This window comes from Niallia sp. RD1, from assembly GCF_024219955.1.
GTDB lineage: Bacteria > Bacillota > Bacilli > Bacillales > Cytobacillaceae > Niallia > Niallia alba.
The window spans coordinates 2946489-2961581 of sequence record NZ_CP100420.1; the positions used below are offsets into that span (position 1 = coordinate 2946489).

The 15093-nt window shown below is 35.3% G+C and carries 12 protein-coding genes; 8 read left to right on the forward strand and 4 right to left on the reverse strand.

What is annotated here, in order from left to right:
- The first annotated feature begins 137 nt into the window (after positions 1-137).
- Positions 138-1247, forward strand: a complete 1110-nt coding sequence (locus tag NKG37_RS14110; RefSeq protein ID WP_169188178.1) for a polysaccharide pyruvyl transferase family protein — start codon at positions 138-140, stop codon at positions 1245-1247.
- Positions 1229-2158 (forward strand): glycosyltransferase family 2 protein, encoded by a 930-nt coding sequence (locus NKG37_RS14115; protein WP_101730266.1) that lies wholly within the window; start codon positions 1229-1231, stop codon positions 2156-2158. The genes NKG37_RS14110 and NKG37_RS14115 overlap by 19 nt, the downstream gene beginning before the upstream one ends.
- Positions 2159-2378: 220 nt before the next feature.
- Here NKG37_RS14115 and NKG37_RS14120 read toward each other — a convergent pair whose 3' ends face one another.
- Entirely contained in the window at positions 2379-2933 is a 555-nt protein-coding gene (locus tag NKG37_RS14120) for a DUF3231 family protein (RefSeq protein WP_101730265.1), read from the reverse strand.
- A gap of 326 nt (positions 2934-3259) precedes the next feature.
- Between NKG37_RS14120 and NKG37_RS14125 the strand changes: the two genes are divergently transcribed.
- Positions 3260-4150, forward strand: a complete 891-nt coding sequence (locus NKG37_RS14125; protein ID WP_101730264.1) for a cation diffusion facilitator family transporter — start codon at positions 3260-3262, stop codon at positions 4148-4150.
- Positions 4151-4298: 148 nt separating this feature from the next.
- A complete protein-coding gene (locus tag NKG37_RS14130) occupies positions 4299-4934 on the forward strand; it encodes an FMN-dependent NADH-azoreductase (protein ID WP_048718744.1) in 636 nt (211 codons plus the stop codon).
- Positions 4935-5203: 269 nt separating this feature from the next.
- Here the strand turns inward: NKG37_RS14130 and NKG37_RS14135 are convergent, their stop codons facing one another.
- Positions 5204-6001 carry a nucleotidyltransferase domain-containing protein gene (locus NKG37_RS14135; RefSeq protein ID WP_048718742.1) on the reverse strand — a complete coding sequence of 266 codons (798 nt, stop codon included), beginning with the start codon at positions 5999-6001 and terminating at the stop codon, positions 5204-5206.
- 177 nt (positions 6002-6178) lie between these two features.
- Here NKG37_RS14135 and NKG37_RS14140 point away from each other — a divergent pair, with 177 nt between their 5' ends.
- A complete protein-coding gene (locus NKG37_RS14140) occupies positions 6179-6943 on the forward strand; it encodes a sugar phosphate isomerase/epimerase family protein (protein ID WP_048718739.1) in 765 nt (254 codons plus the stop codon).
- 98 nt (positions 6944-7041) lie between these two features.
- Here NKG37_RS14140 and NKG37_RS14145 read toward each other — a convergent pair whose 3' ends face one another.
- A complete protein-coding gene (locus NKG37_RS14145) occupies positions 7042-7872 on the reverse strand; it encodes a dimethylarginine dimethylaminohydrolase family protein (RefSeq protein ID WP_048718737.1) in 831 nt (276 codons plus the stop codon).
- A 196-nt stretch (positions 7873-8068) separates the two neighbouring features.
- On the opposite strand from NKG37_RS14145, the gene NKG37_RS14150 reads away from it, so the two are divergent.
- Positions 8069-8257, forward strand: a complete 189-nt coding sequence (locus NKG37_RS14150) for a hypothetical protein (protein ID WP_169188182.1) — start codon at positions 8069-8071, stop codon at positions 8255-8257.
- A 330-nt stretch (positions 8258-8587) separates the two neighbouring features.
- Here the strand turns inward: NKG37_RS14150 and NKG37_RS14155 are convergent, their stop codons facing one another.
- The gene (locus NKG37_RS14155; protein WP_169188183.1) at positions 8588-11671 is read right to left on the reverse strand and encodes an efflux RND transporter permease subunit; all 3084 of its coding nucleotides are present in this window, start codon (positions 11669-11671) and stop codon (positions 8588-8590) included.
- 97 nt (positions 11672-11768) lie between these two features.
- Between NKG37_RS14155 and NKG37_RS14160 the strand changes: the two genes are divergently transcribed.
- Positions 11769-12620: a TetR/AcrR family transcriptional regulator gene (locus tag NKG37_RS14160; RefSeq protein WP_048718732.1), complete on the forward strand. Its 852-nt coding sequence runs from the start codon at positions 11769-11771 to the stop codon at positions 12618-12620.
- Between the two features lie 209 nt (positions 12621-12829).
- Positions 12830-13978, forward strand: coding sequence for a PstS family phosphate ABC transporter substrate-binding protein (locus NKG37_RS14165; RefSeq protein WP_101730259.1), 1149 nt, complete (start codon positions 12830-12832; stop codon positions 13976-13978).
- Positions 13979-15093: the final 1115 nt, after the last annotated feature.

Genomic DNA, 15093 nt, shown 5'->3' on the forward strand with positions numbered 1-15093 from the left:
TAATGTTTACTTTATATTCTATTCTTGTCCAAAAGAAATCGGACCATAGCAATTTGTCCAATTATTCGCTGCTGCTCACGTTTTTATGGATTGTCCATATACTATTAAGAGATGCGAGAGGTAGGAGGAGTACTTAGATGAAGAAGATTATTCTTTCAGGTTATTACGGAGAACAGAATGGCGGAGATGATGCATTATTACTAGTATCCTCTTGGGGAAGCCGGAAATTTCTTTCTGGAGATAAAATATATGGAACATGTACGCAAAAGCCTATTCTGCCATTAAATGCCGAAATGGAGGCGCTCTTTGTTCAAGAAGAACAAGAACGCAATGAAAACTTACTACGTTTGTACAGGCAGTGTTACGAAAGTGATTTTATTTTATATGGTGGTGGCTCTGTTTTTCATTCAACCGATAAAATGACGAGAGATGGCGATTTAATCGATTTAAATAGAGGGAAAGGAGCAGCTGCAATTGGTGTATCCTTTGGACCATTTAGAGATTCAGCTGCGAAAGAAGCATGTAGAAAGCTTGTGGAAAAATTCAACTATATTGGCTGTAGAGACGAGGAGAGTTATGAATTAGTCTCCTCGCTCTCTTCAAATGTTCATGCAGAATTAACATTTGATCTAGCCGTGCTCTTACCTCTTGTAACAGGTGAAGATTTCACTGGAAGTCATCAAAGGAAGGGGTTGGGAATTTCCTTATGCCATTATGAAAGATATATAGGGCGAGATACAAGTGAAGAAAAGGCAAGGGTGGAAAAAATAATAAATGCTTTAAATGAACTGAAGGAGGAGGAAATTGAGGAATTAGTTTTTATTGATTTTAACGGTCATCCTATTTTGGGAGATCAAGATATTCATCGCGAGGTTATCGAACAACTACAAACCAAAATACCAATTAAACATCTGTCTTATGATAAGGATCCAATAAATGTTCTTCGCACTATTGCATCATTAAAAGGATTGATTGGGATGAGGTTGCATAGTGCTGTATTTGGCTATATCACAAATACGCCAACTATCATTCTCTCTTACCATCCAAAATGTGATGGCTGGGCAAAACAGATTAAGGCAGACAAAGATTTTCTTCTTTCATCCAATTCATTTACTGAAGAAAATATATGGCATGCTCTTGATCAAATTATAACCGGGCATTATCGCTATCCAAAACTATCTTTAATAGAAGCTCAATCATTAGCAATGAAAAATTGGGAGGGTGCAAGATGGTCGCTGTCTCAGTAGTTATCCCACTTTATAATAAGGAACAGTATATCGAACGAACAATCATGTCAATTATTTCGCAAACGTTTCAGGATTTTGAGATTATTATTGTCGATGACGGCTCTACAGATGGTAGTGTCGTAAAAGCGGAAACTTGGATAGACAATCGAATTACGGTGCTCAAAATGGAACATAAAGGAGCTTCAGCAGCCAGAAACAAAGGGATACTGGCTGCAAAGGCAGAATTAATTACTTTTATTGACGCAGACGATGAATGGAAGCCGCAATTTCTAGAAAAAATAATGGATTTAAAAGAAAAATATCCCGAATGTGGGGCCTTTGCAACAAGTTATGAAATTCGGTTGCCAACCCAAAAAAAGATCATTCCGTCTATCTACCAAACCCCTGACAAGTGGGAAGGCGTATTTACAAACTATGTGGAAAAAACATTAAAGGATTTACCAATTATATCTTCTGCTATTGCAGTTCGAAAACAAGTATTTCAAGAAATAGGGCTGTTTAAAGAAGGGGAGCCTCTTGGAGAAGATCAAGATATGTGGTTACGAATTGGGATGAACTATCCGATTGCGTACAAAAATGACAGCTATGCAATTTATTATCGTGGCTTAGAAAACAGCGTATGTATGGATTTGACGATTTTAAATCGGTATCCAATTATTTATTCATTAGAGAATCTGCTTCGTAAAGAACAAATGCCTTATATCGATTTATACTTATCAAAATTAAAATTAGATTACAGTAAAAGATTACTAGAGGCAAACAAATTAGATTCTGCTTGGGAAGAATTACATCATACAGAAGCAAAAGTATATAAATGGGAAAAAGCAAAGCTGTGGCTGCTTTACTATTGGAAAAGGATAATCAACAAATATAGTTTTCATACAAAAAATTATAAAAAAGAATGCCCCTAAGTAAATGTTTTTATGCTCCTGCTAAAAAAAATAGGGCACTGAAAAAGTCTTTTTTTCGAATGAAAATTAGGGAATGCATATTTGAAAGGATAACAAATACAATATCCCAATTTAAATAACTGGTAACTATCACTTATCATTAAGTAGTAGTTTTTCAGTGCCCTCAAAACAAAGTGCTAGGGCCATGCATTTGACTTATAGCTGGGTTATTCAATTGTTCTTATGAGTTTGAAGTTGGCGCACCCGGTGGATAGTAATAGGGAGGAACTTTAATCCAGCCTCTTTTTCTCATCAAATCCTTTAAACTTGCACCGAATTTCATTTTTTCTAACATACATTGGGTAAACATGGTAGCTACATCATTTCGTACACATTGAGAGACAGATGCTGCGCAATGAGTGATTGCCGCAACCGTTTTTATGCTTAATCCATTCATAATTTCATCATCTGTCATCTTAACTCCAAGTGGAACAGCATTTGCATTAGAAAGTGGTCGTTGTTCACTAGTTGGTGGTAATGGAATTCCTTCTACCTTAAGAAAGTTTCGGAATCTTTGTCCTTGTATATCACATTGTTTATAACTTTCGTCTAACGATTTAATAACATCATCATCTGTTGATGTATTTAAGCCAACTTGTATATAGATACTGGCTTCATCCATGATAGTAAGATAGATCCAGCAACTCATCACTTCTCCTACATGAAGCGGATTTTTTGGCTCCGTATCTAAATTCAATTGTAGATAATCTTTTAATGCTTCAAAAATAGTTGTCATCATAACCATCCTAATTAGTGGAATTTTTCATTAGTCAACATTACTTATTTAAGAAAATAATGCATTGTTCGGCAGTCATCCTCTCGAAGGCTTGCAAATGCCTTTTCGCAAAAATGCTCTGTTTGTAAGAAAAATACTAAGTGATTTATATCGTATTTATTATTAGCACGCATAATCGAATAAATACGCAATGATTGGTAAATTTTTAATTTGTAGAGAGCCAACTTTTTTTCTCTAGACCCACTGATTTCTTTTCTGCTAAGATAGTTAGGTTGACTTTTTGTACATATAGAAATTATTGGAAATAATAAATGAGGTTGATGAAAATGGGATCAAGAGAATCTCTAGCTAAACGAGTTGCATGGATTAGTGTAATTAGTAATATTGTATTAACATTGGGAAAATTAATAGTTGGCTGGATGGGGAATAGTGATGCTGTTTTTGCTGATGGTATTCACTCTGCTGCAGATGTCTTTGCTTCTATCATTGTTTTAGTAGTGATACGGATTGCCAATAAACCTGCTGATCAGGAACATCCATATGGACATGGAAAAGCTGAAATAATTGTATCCGGAATAGTCGGGATGATTCTACTCGGTGTTGCCATCTATTTGGTGTATGAAGCTATAATTGGTTTCTTCCATCCCATTACAACACCAAGTATGATTACAATGTGGGTTGCTGTTATTTCATACGTTTCAAAAGTACTATTGTATCGTTATAGTAAGAAAATCGCTAATGAACAAAGTAGTAAAGCCATTGAAGCAATTGCTTATGATCATAAGGCAGATATAGTTGCCTCGATTGCCGCTGCAATAGGAGTATTACTGTCTATACTTGGAGAAAATTTAACGATAAATGCACTGCTCTATGGCGATAAAGTAGCTACTATTATCGTTGCTTATTTAATTTTTAAAATTGCGAAGGAAATGGTAAGTGAAGCTTTCGATATATTACTGGAGCGAAATATCGATTTAGAGATCTTAACAGAATATCGTGAAATGATTGCTTCCTTCTCTGAAGTAAAAAGGATTGATCGTCTTCGTGCAAGAGAACATGGACATTATATATTAGTCGATTTACGCATTTCTATCGATTATGACAAGACGATTAAGGAAGGTCATGACTTATCTAGACAAATAAAAAAGAAACTTATGAAAAAACACGATAATATCAACGAAGTACTTATCCATTTAAATCCATATTTTAAGGAATAGTTTTTAGGGAGAAAAGATCTCTCTACCTTAACGGTTATTTTAAATGTGACAATATTAGTAATATATAGCTGCTTCCATTGAATATCGTTTCGATCAGCACTATAGTAAAGAAAAGATGACTAGAGACTTTTCTAAGGAGCTGAATAAAATGGCAAAAGTATTATATATTACGGCAAACCCATTTGATGAATCAAGATCATATGGAATGGCAGTTGGTAAAGCGTTTATTGATCAATATGAAGTGTCTAATCCGAATGATGAGGTTATTCATATTAATCTATACAATGAGTATATTCCTTCCATTGATGCAGACGTATTTCAAGGATGGGGAAAGCTACAATCTGGAAGTGGATTTGATCAGCTTTCTGATGAGGAAAAAACAAAAGTTAGTCGTTTGGCAGAGCTAAGTGAACAATTCGTTAAAGCAGATAAATATATATTTGTTACGCCACTATGGAATTTATTGTTTCCTCCAGTGATGAAAGCTTATTTAGATTCTGTTGCTGTTGCAGGTAAGACATTTGAATATACAGCCCAAGGACCAAAGGGACTCCTTACTGATAAGAAAGTTCTTCATATTCAAGCAAGTGGTGGGATTTATTCTCATGGACCAGCAGCGGATAAAGAAATGGCACACCGTTATTTAAAGACGCTAATGGCATTTTTCGGCATTAATGATTTCCAAGGTTTATTTGTGGAAGGTCATGATTTAGCACCAGAAAGAGCAGAAGAGATTAAAGCGAATGCAATTGCTCGTGCAAAAGATGCCGCAATTACTTTTTGATAGAAGGGTGTTTTTTAAAAGATTGTTGTTTTTTCAATAGGAGAAAAGAATTAGTTGGAAAAATGGAGCAGCCGGAATACACGTAGACGCCACGGGGATTAGCGAGACAGTCTGAGACCCTACGGAAAGCGAGGTGTATTCCGTCTGTGGGTAATCGCAACAAACTATACGAAAAATGCCTAATAAAACAAAGTGTTTTTAATCGTAATTCAGAAGAAGTCATCGAAAAAAGTATTTGTGAGAACATACCTTTTTTCAATGACTTCTTCTTAGTCGTTCCAAACCTCCTTTAAAGTATAACGAAACAGCTGATCTAATTGTTCAGTTGGATCAATTAAATTTCTCTCTAAACCTTTTGCATACGTTTCTAATTGTTGCATCTCTCTTTCCAAATACTCATTAATAAGGTTGATTCGTGGTTCAAGAGTCAATTCTTCTCCAGATTTTTTTCTTTCTAATAAAATGTCAATCTTTGTGCGAAGTGCACCCTCAGGAATAAGTCCATGTACCAAAATATCAAATTCCATTGGAGGAATTGTTTGGAATGTTTGTACCCACTTGGCTGCTAGAATTGGTCGCAATACATAAAAATACTTTTTAATCTTAACGGTATCTCCTTGCAAATATTCTCTGAAATTTCCTTTAGCCATATTTAAATAATGATAAATGGTAGAAGTAGGAGAAAATATTTGTTTTTCAAGCTGCTTCATTTTTTCAATGGTTGAAAAGCGCTGATAATATATCATGTTGGATCGCAACCATTCTAATAAAGGAGGATTAGACTTACGAAAAAGCTTCAGTGTTTTAGTCAATTCCCAGCCGCTCATATCTAATAATGGATCAACAGGAATTGATATAGGATCATGGTTTGGAATTTCTATTACATCTCGCTTTTGATCAATGGATAAGTACCAGCTTGGATGATGGATATAAATAAACCGGACATCATAATCACTATCCTTTGACGGAAATCCCCATGCACGACTTCCAGATTCACAGGCATAAAGCACCTTTATGGCAAATTCTTTTTCTGCTTGTTCGATGACTTTTCTGATATGGTTTTCCAATGGCTTACACATCCTAGTTATTTTAGTCCATTTTACAAAAAAAGTTAACGATTTACCATCTTAATCTATAAAAATGATAGCGTTTTCTTGTACAATGATAAGAGGAACTTATTTTGACTTACTTCATAATGTAGAAGTGGTTGATTTCAAAGGAATTAATTAAAAGGAGGAAATATAGTGAAAAATATACCAATTGCCATTCAAATGTATACGTTAAGAGAGGAATGTGAACAGGATTTCCGTGGAACTCTCCAGAAGGTTGCAAGCCTTGGTTTTCAAGGAGTAGAGCTTGCAGGGTATGGCGGGATTTCTGTAGCCGCATTAAAGGAATTACTGGATGAACTAAATCTTCAAGTAGCGGCTAGTCATGTACCTTTAGCAGACTTAGAGAGCAATCTAACCCAAGTCATTCAAGACCAGTTAGTTTTAGGGAGTAAGTTTTTAGTATGTCCCTATCTTTTACCAGACAAAAGAACGGAGGCGGATTATGAGTCACTAATTGCTTTCTTAAATATGGCGGGAGCGGAGTGTCAAAAAGAAGGGATATCGCTGTGTTATCATAATCATGATTTTGAATTAGATAGATTGTATGATGGAAGAACAGCATTAGATACGATAATGGAAGAAACAGATTCTAAGCTGGTTTTTGCAGAGCTAGATGTATACTGGCTTTCAAAGCGAGAGTATGATCCTGCACAATGGATTGATACATATAAAAACAGAACAAAGCTTGTCCATTTAAAAGACATGACAACAGATGAAGAACGATTCTTTGCAGAAGTTGGTACTGGGAGTATCGATTTTCAAGCAATTCTTGAAAAGGGAGAGGAAGCGGATATACAGTGGTGGATTATTGAACAGGATGCCACAAGAAGAACACCATTTGAAAGCATTGAAATTAGCTTAAATAATTTAAGAAAAATATTAGGGGAACAAAAGTAGTGAAAAGCTATATTTGATGAGACATTTTTTTCAATAGGATAAAGAAAACTATAATCAGTGGGGATGGGAATCCCCACTGATTATCATTGGTTACTTAATTATTCTCTCAGCAATGGCATAGAACAGCAACGAAAGGATCCACCTGACTTGATGATTTCTGAAAAATCCACCTCAATCACGTCATAGCCTCTTTTTTGAAGCTCTTTATTGACTCCTTCGTTCACAGGTAAGCTAATAACCTTTTTATTACCGATGGATAATACGTTTGTACCTAATGTCTCTTGCTCTTTTGCATTTACATGGATTAAATCATAGCGATCTCGCAGCATTCTTTCTTTCTCTTTATGAAACTCGCCTGGGAATATTAATCCTTCTGTAGGGGAAAGTACGTTGAAAACACAATCCAAATGAAGATACGAGTCTGTAAATGGAACAGCGATGACATCATAAGAAGGAAGTAATGTTTGTAAATGCCGGATAGCAAATTTATTTGTGCGTTGGCTGAGGCCAATATAAATCGTTTTACCGTCAATGATAACATCTCCGCCTTCAATCATATTTCCTTTAATATCCGTATAAGTAATCTCCTGTTCCTTCAAATAGTCGATTAAAATTTTCTCTTCTCCACGTCTTACATCTCGGGCCATTTCTGCTACAAAGATTTGATTTCCTAAAGTAAAACCAATATCCCTTGTAAATACTTGTTCATGATATTTTTCCACAGGAGGAAGAAGGATTGTTTCAACCCCGTTTTCTTGCAGCTTTTCAATAAACATTTCATGTTGTTTTTCGGCCACTTTTCGATCGATATTTTTCTTTGCATGTTTTTTTTGAATATCGTTTATAGGAACTTTAATAGCCATATATTCGGGAGAAACTAAGACGACTGCTTTTAATGGATCATATTCATTCGAGCAATGTACTTTCATGACAAAATCCTTTCCATTGGAGTATTGAGAATAGTTTTTCCTTGTTTTTATTTTTTTATGAAGGGAACATGGGAAATCAATTTTATTTCATTTAACGCCCGAGCTCGAGCTGTGGAAAATTAAAAAAGTCTTTTAAGTTTAAAAGTCAAAGGGGAATGAGGAAAACACCCACTGATGGAAGTTTTCTTTATTGTGAATGAAAGCTGAAATTATTAGAAAAGCAGTAAAAAAGGAGCAATCGAGTAAACGAAACCTACTATTAAAAAGGCTGTTTTCGCAAAAGTTTGTTGCTCCAATTTTCCTACTAATTCTTTTTTCTATTGAAAAAGCAACAATCCTTTGGAAAACAGCCATTAAAAATAAGAGGTTGGCAGGAGAATTATGATAACAAAAAGCCAGTGAAATATTCTTCACTGGCTCAGTTTGTCGACAAAAAGATTTTTAGAAACTTAAATGGAATTTTCATGCGTTGCTTGGAGTGGAAGGGGTGAGACTCCTGTGGGATTAGCGAGACAGCTGAGACCCTGCAGGCCAAAGGCCGAAGCGGCTCAGCGCGAGCCCCACGGAAAGCGACCCCCTGAAGCGGAAAGCAACATCCCTATTCAAAGAGACTAATAAATATACTATAGACAAACCTCTATATCTAAAATTCAGGGATTTGTCTACGGTCTGAGCCAGTGAAATATTCTTCACTGGCTTTTAGTAAAAGTTAATATTAGCTTTCGTCAATATCTTTACGATTTTTCTTAAATACTTTAGAAAGAACTTCGTAAACAATTGGGACAATAACAAGTGTTAATAGAGTAGAACTGATTAAACCGCCAATAACCGTAATACCTAGGTCTTTAGAGATTAATCCGCTACCGCCAGAACCAACTGCTAATGGAACTAATGCTCCGATTGTTGCAATAGCTGTCATTAGAATTGGGCGAAGACGTGTTGATCCAGCTTCAAGAATGGCGTCGCGCATATTCATTCCATCGCGTTCCATATGGATGATTCGGTCTACTAATACAATTGCGTTCGTAACAACGATACCAATTAACATGAGTAATCCCATCATAACCGAAACGGATATCGTTTGACCTGAAAGATATAATCCGACAAAGGAACCAATCACAGCAAACGGTAAACTGAACAGGATCGAGAATGGAGCAACCCCTTCACGGAATGTTACAACAAGAATAAAGTATACTATAGCAACAGCAGCAATCATGGCAACACCTAATTGTGTAAATGTTTCATTCATATCTGCTGCTACACCAGCAACTCCCATTGTAACTCCTTTTGGTAAGTCAATTTTATCAATTTCCTTATCGACTTCGTTCGTTACTTTGGAAACATCATCACCGAGAATTTTTCCTGATACTGTTGCATAATACTCACCCTTACTACGAGAAAGAGTATTTAAAGTTGTTCCTTCTTCAACTTCTACTAGTTCAGAAAGTGGCATCGTATTTCCTAGAGCAGTTGGAATTTCCATATCTAGCATTTCGTCAATTGATTTAGGTTGTGCTGATTTTTCTTGTTGGACAATAACATCAAGTGCTTCGCCATCTTTTTCGATTGTTGTTAATACATCTTTAGTATTGTCTGGGCTTAGCATCATGAGAAGCTGTCCTGCAGTTAACCCATACTGCAATAATTCATCTTGATTAACTTTAAATGTATATTCTACATAAGCATCTTCAGCAGTTGTAGTAACATCTTCTAATCCATCATTTTCTTTTAAAATGTCTTCTACTTTTTTCACAGACTCATTAAGTTTATCTAAATCTTCACTGTAGAATGTATAGCTAACTTCATTTGTTGACATCCCCATGGATGTGAAGTCTTGTGTTTTCCATTCGCCAGATTGATCGATATTTGTAATATAGTCCTCAATTTCATCGCGGACTTCAGGGAAGTTTTTCATATCTTCATCAAAGATTAGGTACATAAGTGCACCGCCAGATCCCATACCCATCATCGCACTTTGTGCATCTGCTGTCTCATTGATAGATAATTGAACAATATCAATATCTTTGCGTTCAAGCATTTTTTCTTCTACTTCTGTAACGTTCTTTAATGTCTCATCCTTTAATTCACCAGTTTCTGGTGTATAGGTGATATACATTGTTTTTTCTTCTTCACTTCCTAAGAAGCTAAAGCCAATTAACGGAGTAAGAGCAACACTTCCGGCTAATAAAACAACAGCGATAAGGGAAGTGATGATTTTATGGTTAAGAGCTTTTTCAAGAATGCCTTTATACCAATTTGCCAATTTACCTGCATCTTTATGATTACTTTCTGTTTTCTCACCATATAATTTTTTCTTAAATAAGAAATGAGAAAGAGCAGGTACAATTGTAATCGCAACAAGTAGTGATGCTCCAAGTGAAAATGCCATTGTTAATGCGAAAGGACGGAATAGCTCTCCCACCATTCCCCCAACGAACATTAATGGAGCGAATACAGCAACTGTTACTAAAGTTGAAGAAAGGATTGGTTTAAACATTTCAATCGTCGCTTCTCTAATTAGCGCACGGCCGGTTAATTTTTCTTCTTTCAGGTGCAAGCGTCGGTAAATATTCTCAACAACAACAATAGAGTCATCGATAACCCGGCCAATCGCAACAGTGATAGCACCAAGTGTCATGATATTTAACGTAATATCCATCCAGTTTAATAGCATTAATGCCATGAAAATAGAAACTGGGATAGAAATAATGGAAATTATCGTTGATTTAAAATCACGTAAGAATAGTAAAATAATTAATACGGCAATTAAACAACCAAACACCGCTTTTTCAATCATCGTAAATACAGATTCTTCAATTGGAGCCCCTTGGTCTAGGGAAACATCAATTACTAATCCATCGATATTCTTTTGCTCATCTTTAATTAAATCTTTTACACTGTTAACAACATCAACAGTGTTTGCTTGTTGACCTTTGACAATTTGGATGGCAATAGCATCTTCACCATTTGTACGAGAAACAGATTCAACTTTCCCAACCACTTCGATTGTGGCAATATCACTAAGTTTAACAAATGGGGATGGATTTTGTTCAGAAGGAGTGACAGGGATAAGCATATCTTTAAGTTCTTTTTCTGTCATAAACTTACCATCAATTGCAACTGCCTGTTCGCCTTCTTCAAACTCATAAAGTCCTAAAGAAACAGCTAAATTACTTGCTTGGATCATATCTTTAACAGTGTCTTCTGTTAAATCTAATTGTTCCATTTTTTCCTTATCATATGTTAAATCTACTTCTTCGATATGTTGTCCGGTAATCGTTGCAGATGCAACACCATCAATCTTTTCAATCTTCGGAAGGATGATTTCTTCAACAGTTGATGTTAATTCAGTAATATCTTCTTCTGTACTGCTGACACTTAACGCTACAACTGGCATCATATTCATACTGATTGCTGTGATTGTAGGTTCCTGTGCGCCGTCAGGCAAGGTGATATTATCTAGAGCGGATTGTAAAGCACGTTTTGCTTCATCCATATCTGTACCATATTCATATTCTAATTGAACATTTGCCATGTTCGAATAAGAATTCGAATAAACAGCTTTCACATCTTCTAGATTTTCCACAAGTTTTTCTATCGGCATGGATACTTCTTCCATCACCTTTTCCGGTGTTGCTCCCGGATAAACATCCATTACCGTTAAGTATGGAATCGAAATGTTCGGTATGGTCTCCATATTCATTCTTGTACCAGAATAGATACCTGATACAGTAATAATAATGGTTAGTAACCAAACCGCTAGCTTGTTACCTAACACAAAATTTACTAAACCTTTCATATTACACCTTCCCTTTATTGACTAATCTTACTCATTTACCTATAATAAATGACTAAGTAGTCATATGTCAATCAATAGTGCATAGGAGTGTATGAACATGGCAAAAAAACAACTGATTATGGAAAAATCAATAGAATTATTTGCAAAACAGGGATTTGCGGCTACTTCCGTTCAACAAATCACGGATCATTGTGGCATTTCAAAAGGTGCCTTCTACTTATCCTTTAAGTCCAAGGATGAGCTGATTATGGCATTGGTTGATTATTTTATGGAACAGTTCATTGCAAAACTTGACTATGCAGTCAATCATGTGGATGATATCCTTTATCATTTTTATTATGAGATCTTTTATACCTTTAAAGAAAATTCCAGTTTTGCAACTCTATTCATTAAAGAGCAAGCGCTTTCGTTTAATGAAGAATTTATTAAGAAATTTACTTACTATGATCATTTGCTGGAAAAAACAATTGAGCACATGATTGAAAAAGTGTACGATTCATCAAAACAATCAATTAAATATGATTTAGTATTTAGTATTAAAGGATTTCTTAATGCTTATACTCATATTGTATTAAGTCATAATGAATGGATTGATTTTGATTTACATATGCTTGCAAAATCGCTGGTGGAGAAAACAGATATTCTTGCTACACATACAAAGTCACCATATTTCACTGAAAATATATATCAGTTGTTACATCAGTCTGTTACGCAAGAAAATATTGCAGGAGAGGAAATAATAAAGCTAGTAAAAGGGAAAATAGAAGAAGTTGATGATCGCTATGTGAAAGAATCTCTTCTTTTGCTTACAGAGCAGTTGGAAGAGGAAACACTAAATCCAGTTCTATTAAAAGGCTTAATTGAAAATATTCGGCATCATCGCGATTGTGTTTGGCTATCATATTTATTATTCCATTATTTTAAGATCGATACTGCTCAAGAAAGCTGATATAAAAGGTATATTTAAGGATGAGTTCTTCACAGAGACTCGTCTTTTTTTATGCAGTTTAAATCACAATTTTAAAAAAAGAATAATAATCACTTGAATAAGGTGTAAAAATACACTAAAATGATAATATAACATTATGATGGTGTTTTTAAGGAAGAAAGTGGTATTTTTCTGTTGAAAGTGAAAAAAAAACGCATAAAGGAGAAAAAATGAAAATATTACAAGCAATAGTTATTACGGGATGTATCGGGTTTATTGGGTTTATCTTAACGGTCCTCACATCCTTATTTACAGCAAGTACGTTTTATTTATGGCTTATACCGATAGTAACTTTATTTTTTATTATGACAGTAAATCTACCAATCTTTGAAGTATGGCAGAAAAGAACAGCAAAAAAAGCGAATCTATTTATTCTTATCATTAGTATAAGTATTGTGATTGGTCATATACTTTTTGTGAAATATGACAGAAGTCTAGAGGTAGTCAGTAGTCAAAATACAGATTTAACGGAATACATACCATATTCTGAAGGTACAAAAGTAGTTCAATTAAATGAAGAATCCACCTTAAAAATAGAAGGGAATCTTCCGAAGTTAGATGGCTCAACGGCTCTCTATCCAGTATATGCTGGGTTTGCTCAAGCCGTATATCCAGAAAAAGATTATTCTATAGAAGAAAGCGAAGTAGTATCTAGCCAAACAGGTGAGGCATTTGAGAGATTGTTAAATAAAGAGGCAGACATCATATTTATACCGAAGCCTTCAGAGCAACAATATAAGTTGGCAGAAAGTCATGGTGTTCAATTAAAATTAACGCCAATTGGAAGAGAAGCGTTTATCTTTTTTGTTCATGCGAAGAATCCAATAGAGACACTTAGCGTGGAACAAATACAGGATATCTATTCTGGGAAAATAACAAACTGGAAGGAAGTCGGTGGAAACCGGAAAAAAATAAGAGCCTTTCAAAGGCCAGCAGAAAGTGGAAGTCAAACAGCATTGATAAGGGTAATGGGTGGAAAGCCATTAATGGATCCGCCCACAAAAGATGTTGTAAGTGCAATGGAAGGGATTATTAATGAAACTGCAGATTATCAGAATAAGAGTGATGCCATTGGTTTTTCTTTCCGTCATTTTTCAGAAGATATGGTTCGTAATGGCAAAATAAAAAATATTTCGGTTGAAGGAATTCCACCTACAATAGAAACAATTAAAGATGGAAGCTATCCCTTCATTAATGAATTTTATGCAATTACGCTGGAGGATAATGATTCTCCCCAAGTTGATAGATTTTTAAAATGGATGTTGTCAGAGCAGGGGCAAAGGATAGTCTCGGAAACTGGATATGTGGCAGTTGAATAGATAATAAGCTTAAGATTTTCGTTTTTTGAATGATAGGTCACTGTCTGAATTTTTCACTGACCGAGTTATCTATTCAGACAGTGAAATAGCAATAGGAGAAGGATATTCCTTGCTCTTAAAGAGATAAATCAGCCAAATGGGAATGGATATCAGCCAAAACAAAGATAAATCAGCCAATGGGGCAAAGATATCAGCCAAAACAAAGATAAATCAGCCAATGGGGCATAGATATCAGCCAAAATAAAGATAAATCAGCCAACGGAGCATAGATATCAGCCAAAACAAAAATAAATCAGCCAACCGAGCATAGATATCAGCCAAAACAAAGATAAATCAGCCAACGTGGCAAAGATATCAGCCAAAATAAAGATAAATCAGCCAACGTGGCATAGATATCAGCCAAAATAAAGATAAATCAGCCAACGGAGCATAGATATCAGCCAAAACAAAGATAAATCAGCCAACGGAGCATAGATATCAGCCAAAATAAAGATAAATCAGCCAACGGAGCATAGATATCAGCCAAAATAAAGATAAATCAGCCAACGTGGCATAGATATCAGCCAAAATAAAGATAAATCAGCCAACGTGGCAAAGATATCAGCCAAAATAAAGATAAATCAGCCAACGTGGCAAAGATATCAGCCAAAATAAAAATAAATCAGCCAACGGAGCATAGATATCAGCCAAAATAAAGATAAATCAGCCAACGTGGCAAAGATATCAGCCAAAATAAAGATAAATCAGCCAACGGAGCATAGATATCAGCCAAAATAAAGATAAATCAGCCAACGGAGCATAGATATCAGCCAAAATAAAGATAAATCAGCCAACGTGGCATAGATATCAGCCAAAATAAAGATAAATCAGCCAACGGAGCATAGATATCAGCCAAAACAAAGATAAATCAGCCAACGTGGCATGGATATCAGCCAAAACAAAGATAAATCAGCCAACGGAGCATAGATATCAGCCAAAATAAAGATAAATCAGCCAACGTGGCAAAGATATCAGCCAAAATAAAGATAAATCAGCCAACGTGGCATAGATATCAGCCAAAATAAAGATAAATCAGCCAACGTGGCAAAGATATCAGCCAAAATAAAGATAAATCA

What these genes read in the sequence shown, in the direction of transcription:
- NKG37_RS14155 (WP_169188183.1), bottom strand. Translation starts at nt 11,671, where the DNA reads ATGAAAGGTTTAGTAAATTTTGTGTTAGGTAACAAGCTAGCGGTTTGG.
- NKG37_RS14165 (WP_101730259.1), top strand. Translation starts at nt 12,830, where the DNA reads ATGAAAATATTACAAGCAATAGTTATTACGGGATGTATCGGGTTTATT.
- NKG37_RS14115 (WP_101730266.1), top strand. Translation starts at nt 1,229, where the DNA reads ATGGTCGCTGTCTCAGTAGTTATCCCACTTTATAATAAGGAACAGTAT.
- NKG37_RS14120 (WP_101730265.1), bottom strand. Translation starts at nt 2,933, where the DNA reads ATGACAACTATTTTTGAAGCATTAAAAGATTATCTACAATTGAATTTA.
- NKG37_RS14125 (WP_101730264.1), top strand. Translation starts at nt 3,260, where the DNA reads ATGGGATCAAGAGAATCTCTAGCTAAACGAGTTGCATGGATTAGTGTA.
- NKG37_RS14145 (WP_048718737.1), bottom strand. Translation starts at nt 7,872, where the DNA reads ATGAAAGTACATTGCTCGAATGAATATGATCCATTAAAAGCAGTCGTC.
- NKG37_RS14130 (WP_048718744.1), top strand. Translation starts at nt 4,299, where the DNA reads ATGGCAAAAGTATTATATATTACGGCAAACCCATTTGATGAATCAAGA.
- NKG37_RS14160 (WP_048718732.1), top strand. Translation starts at nt 11,769, where the DNA reads ATGGCAAAAAAACAACTGATTATGGAAAAATCAATAGAATTATTTGCA.
- NKG37_RS14110 (WP_169188178.1), top strand. Translation starts at nt 138, where the DNA reads ATGAAGAAGATTATTCTTTCAGGTTATTACGGAGAACAGAATGGCGGA.
- NKG37_RS14150 (WP_169188182.1), top strand. Translation starts at nt 8,069, where the DNA reads ATGAAAGCTGAAATTATTAGAAAAGCAGTAAAAAAGGAGCAATCGAGT.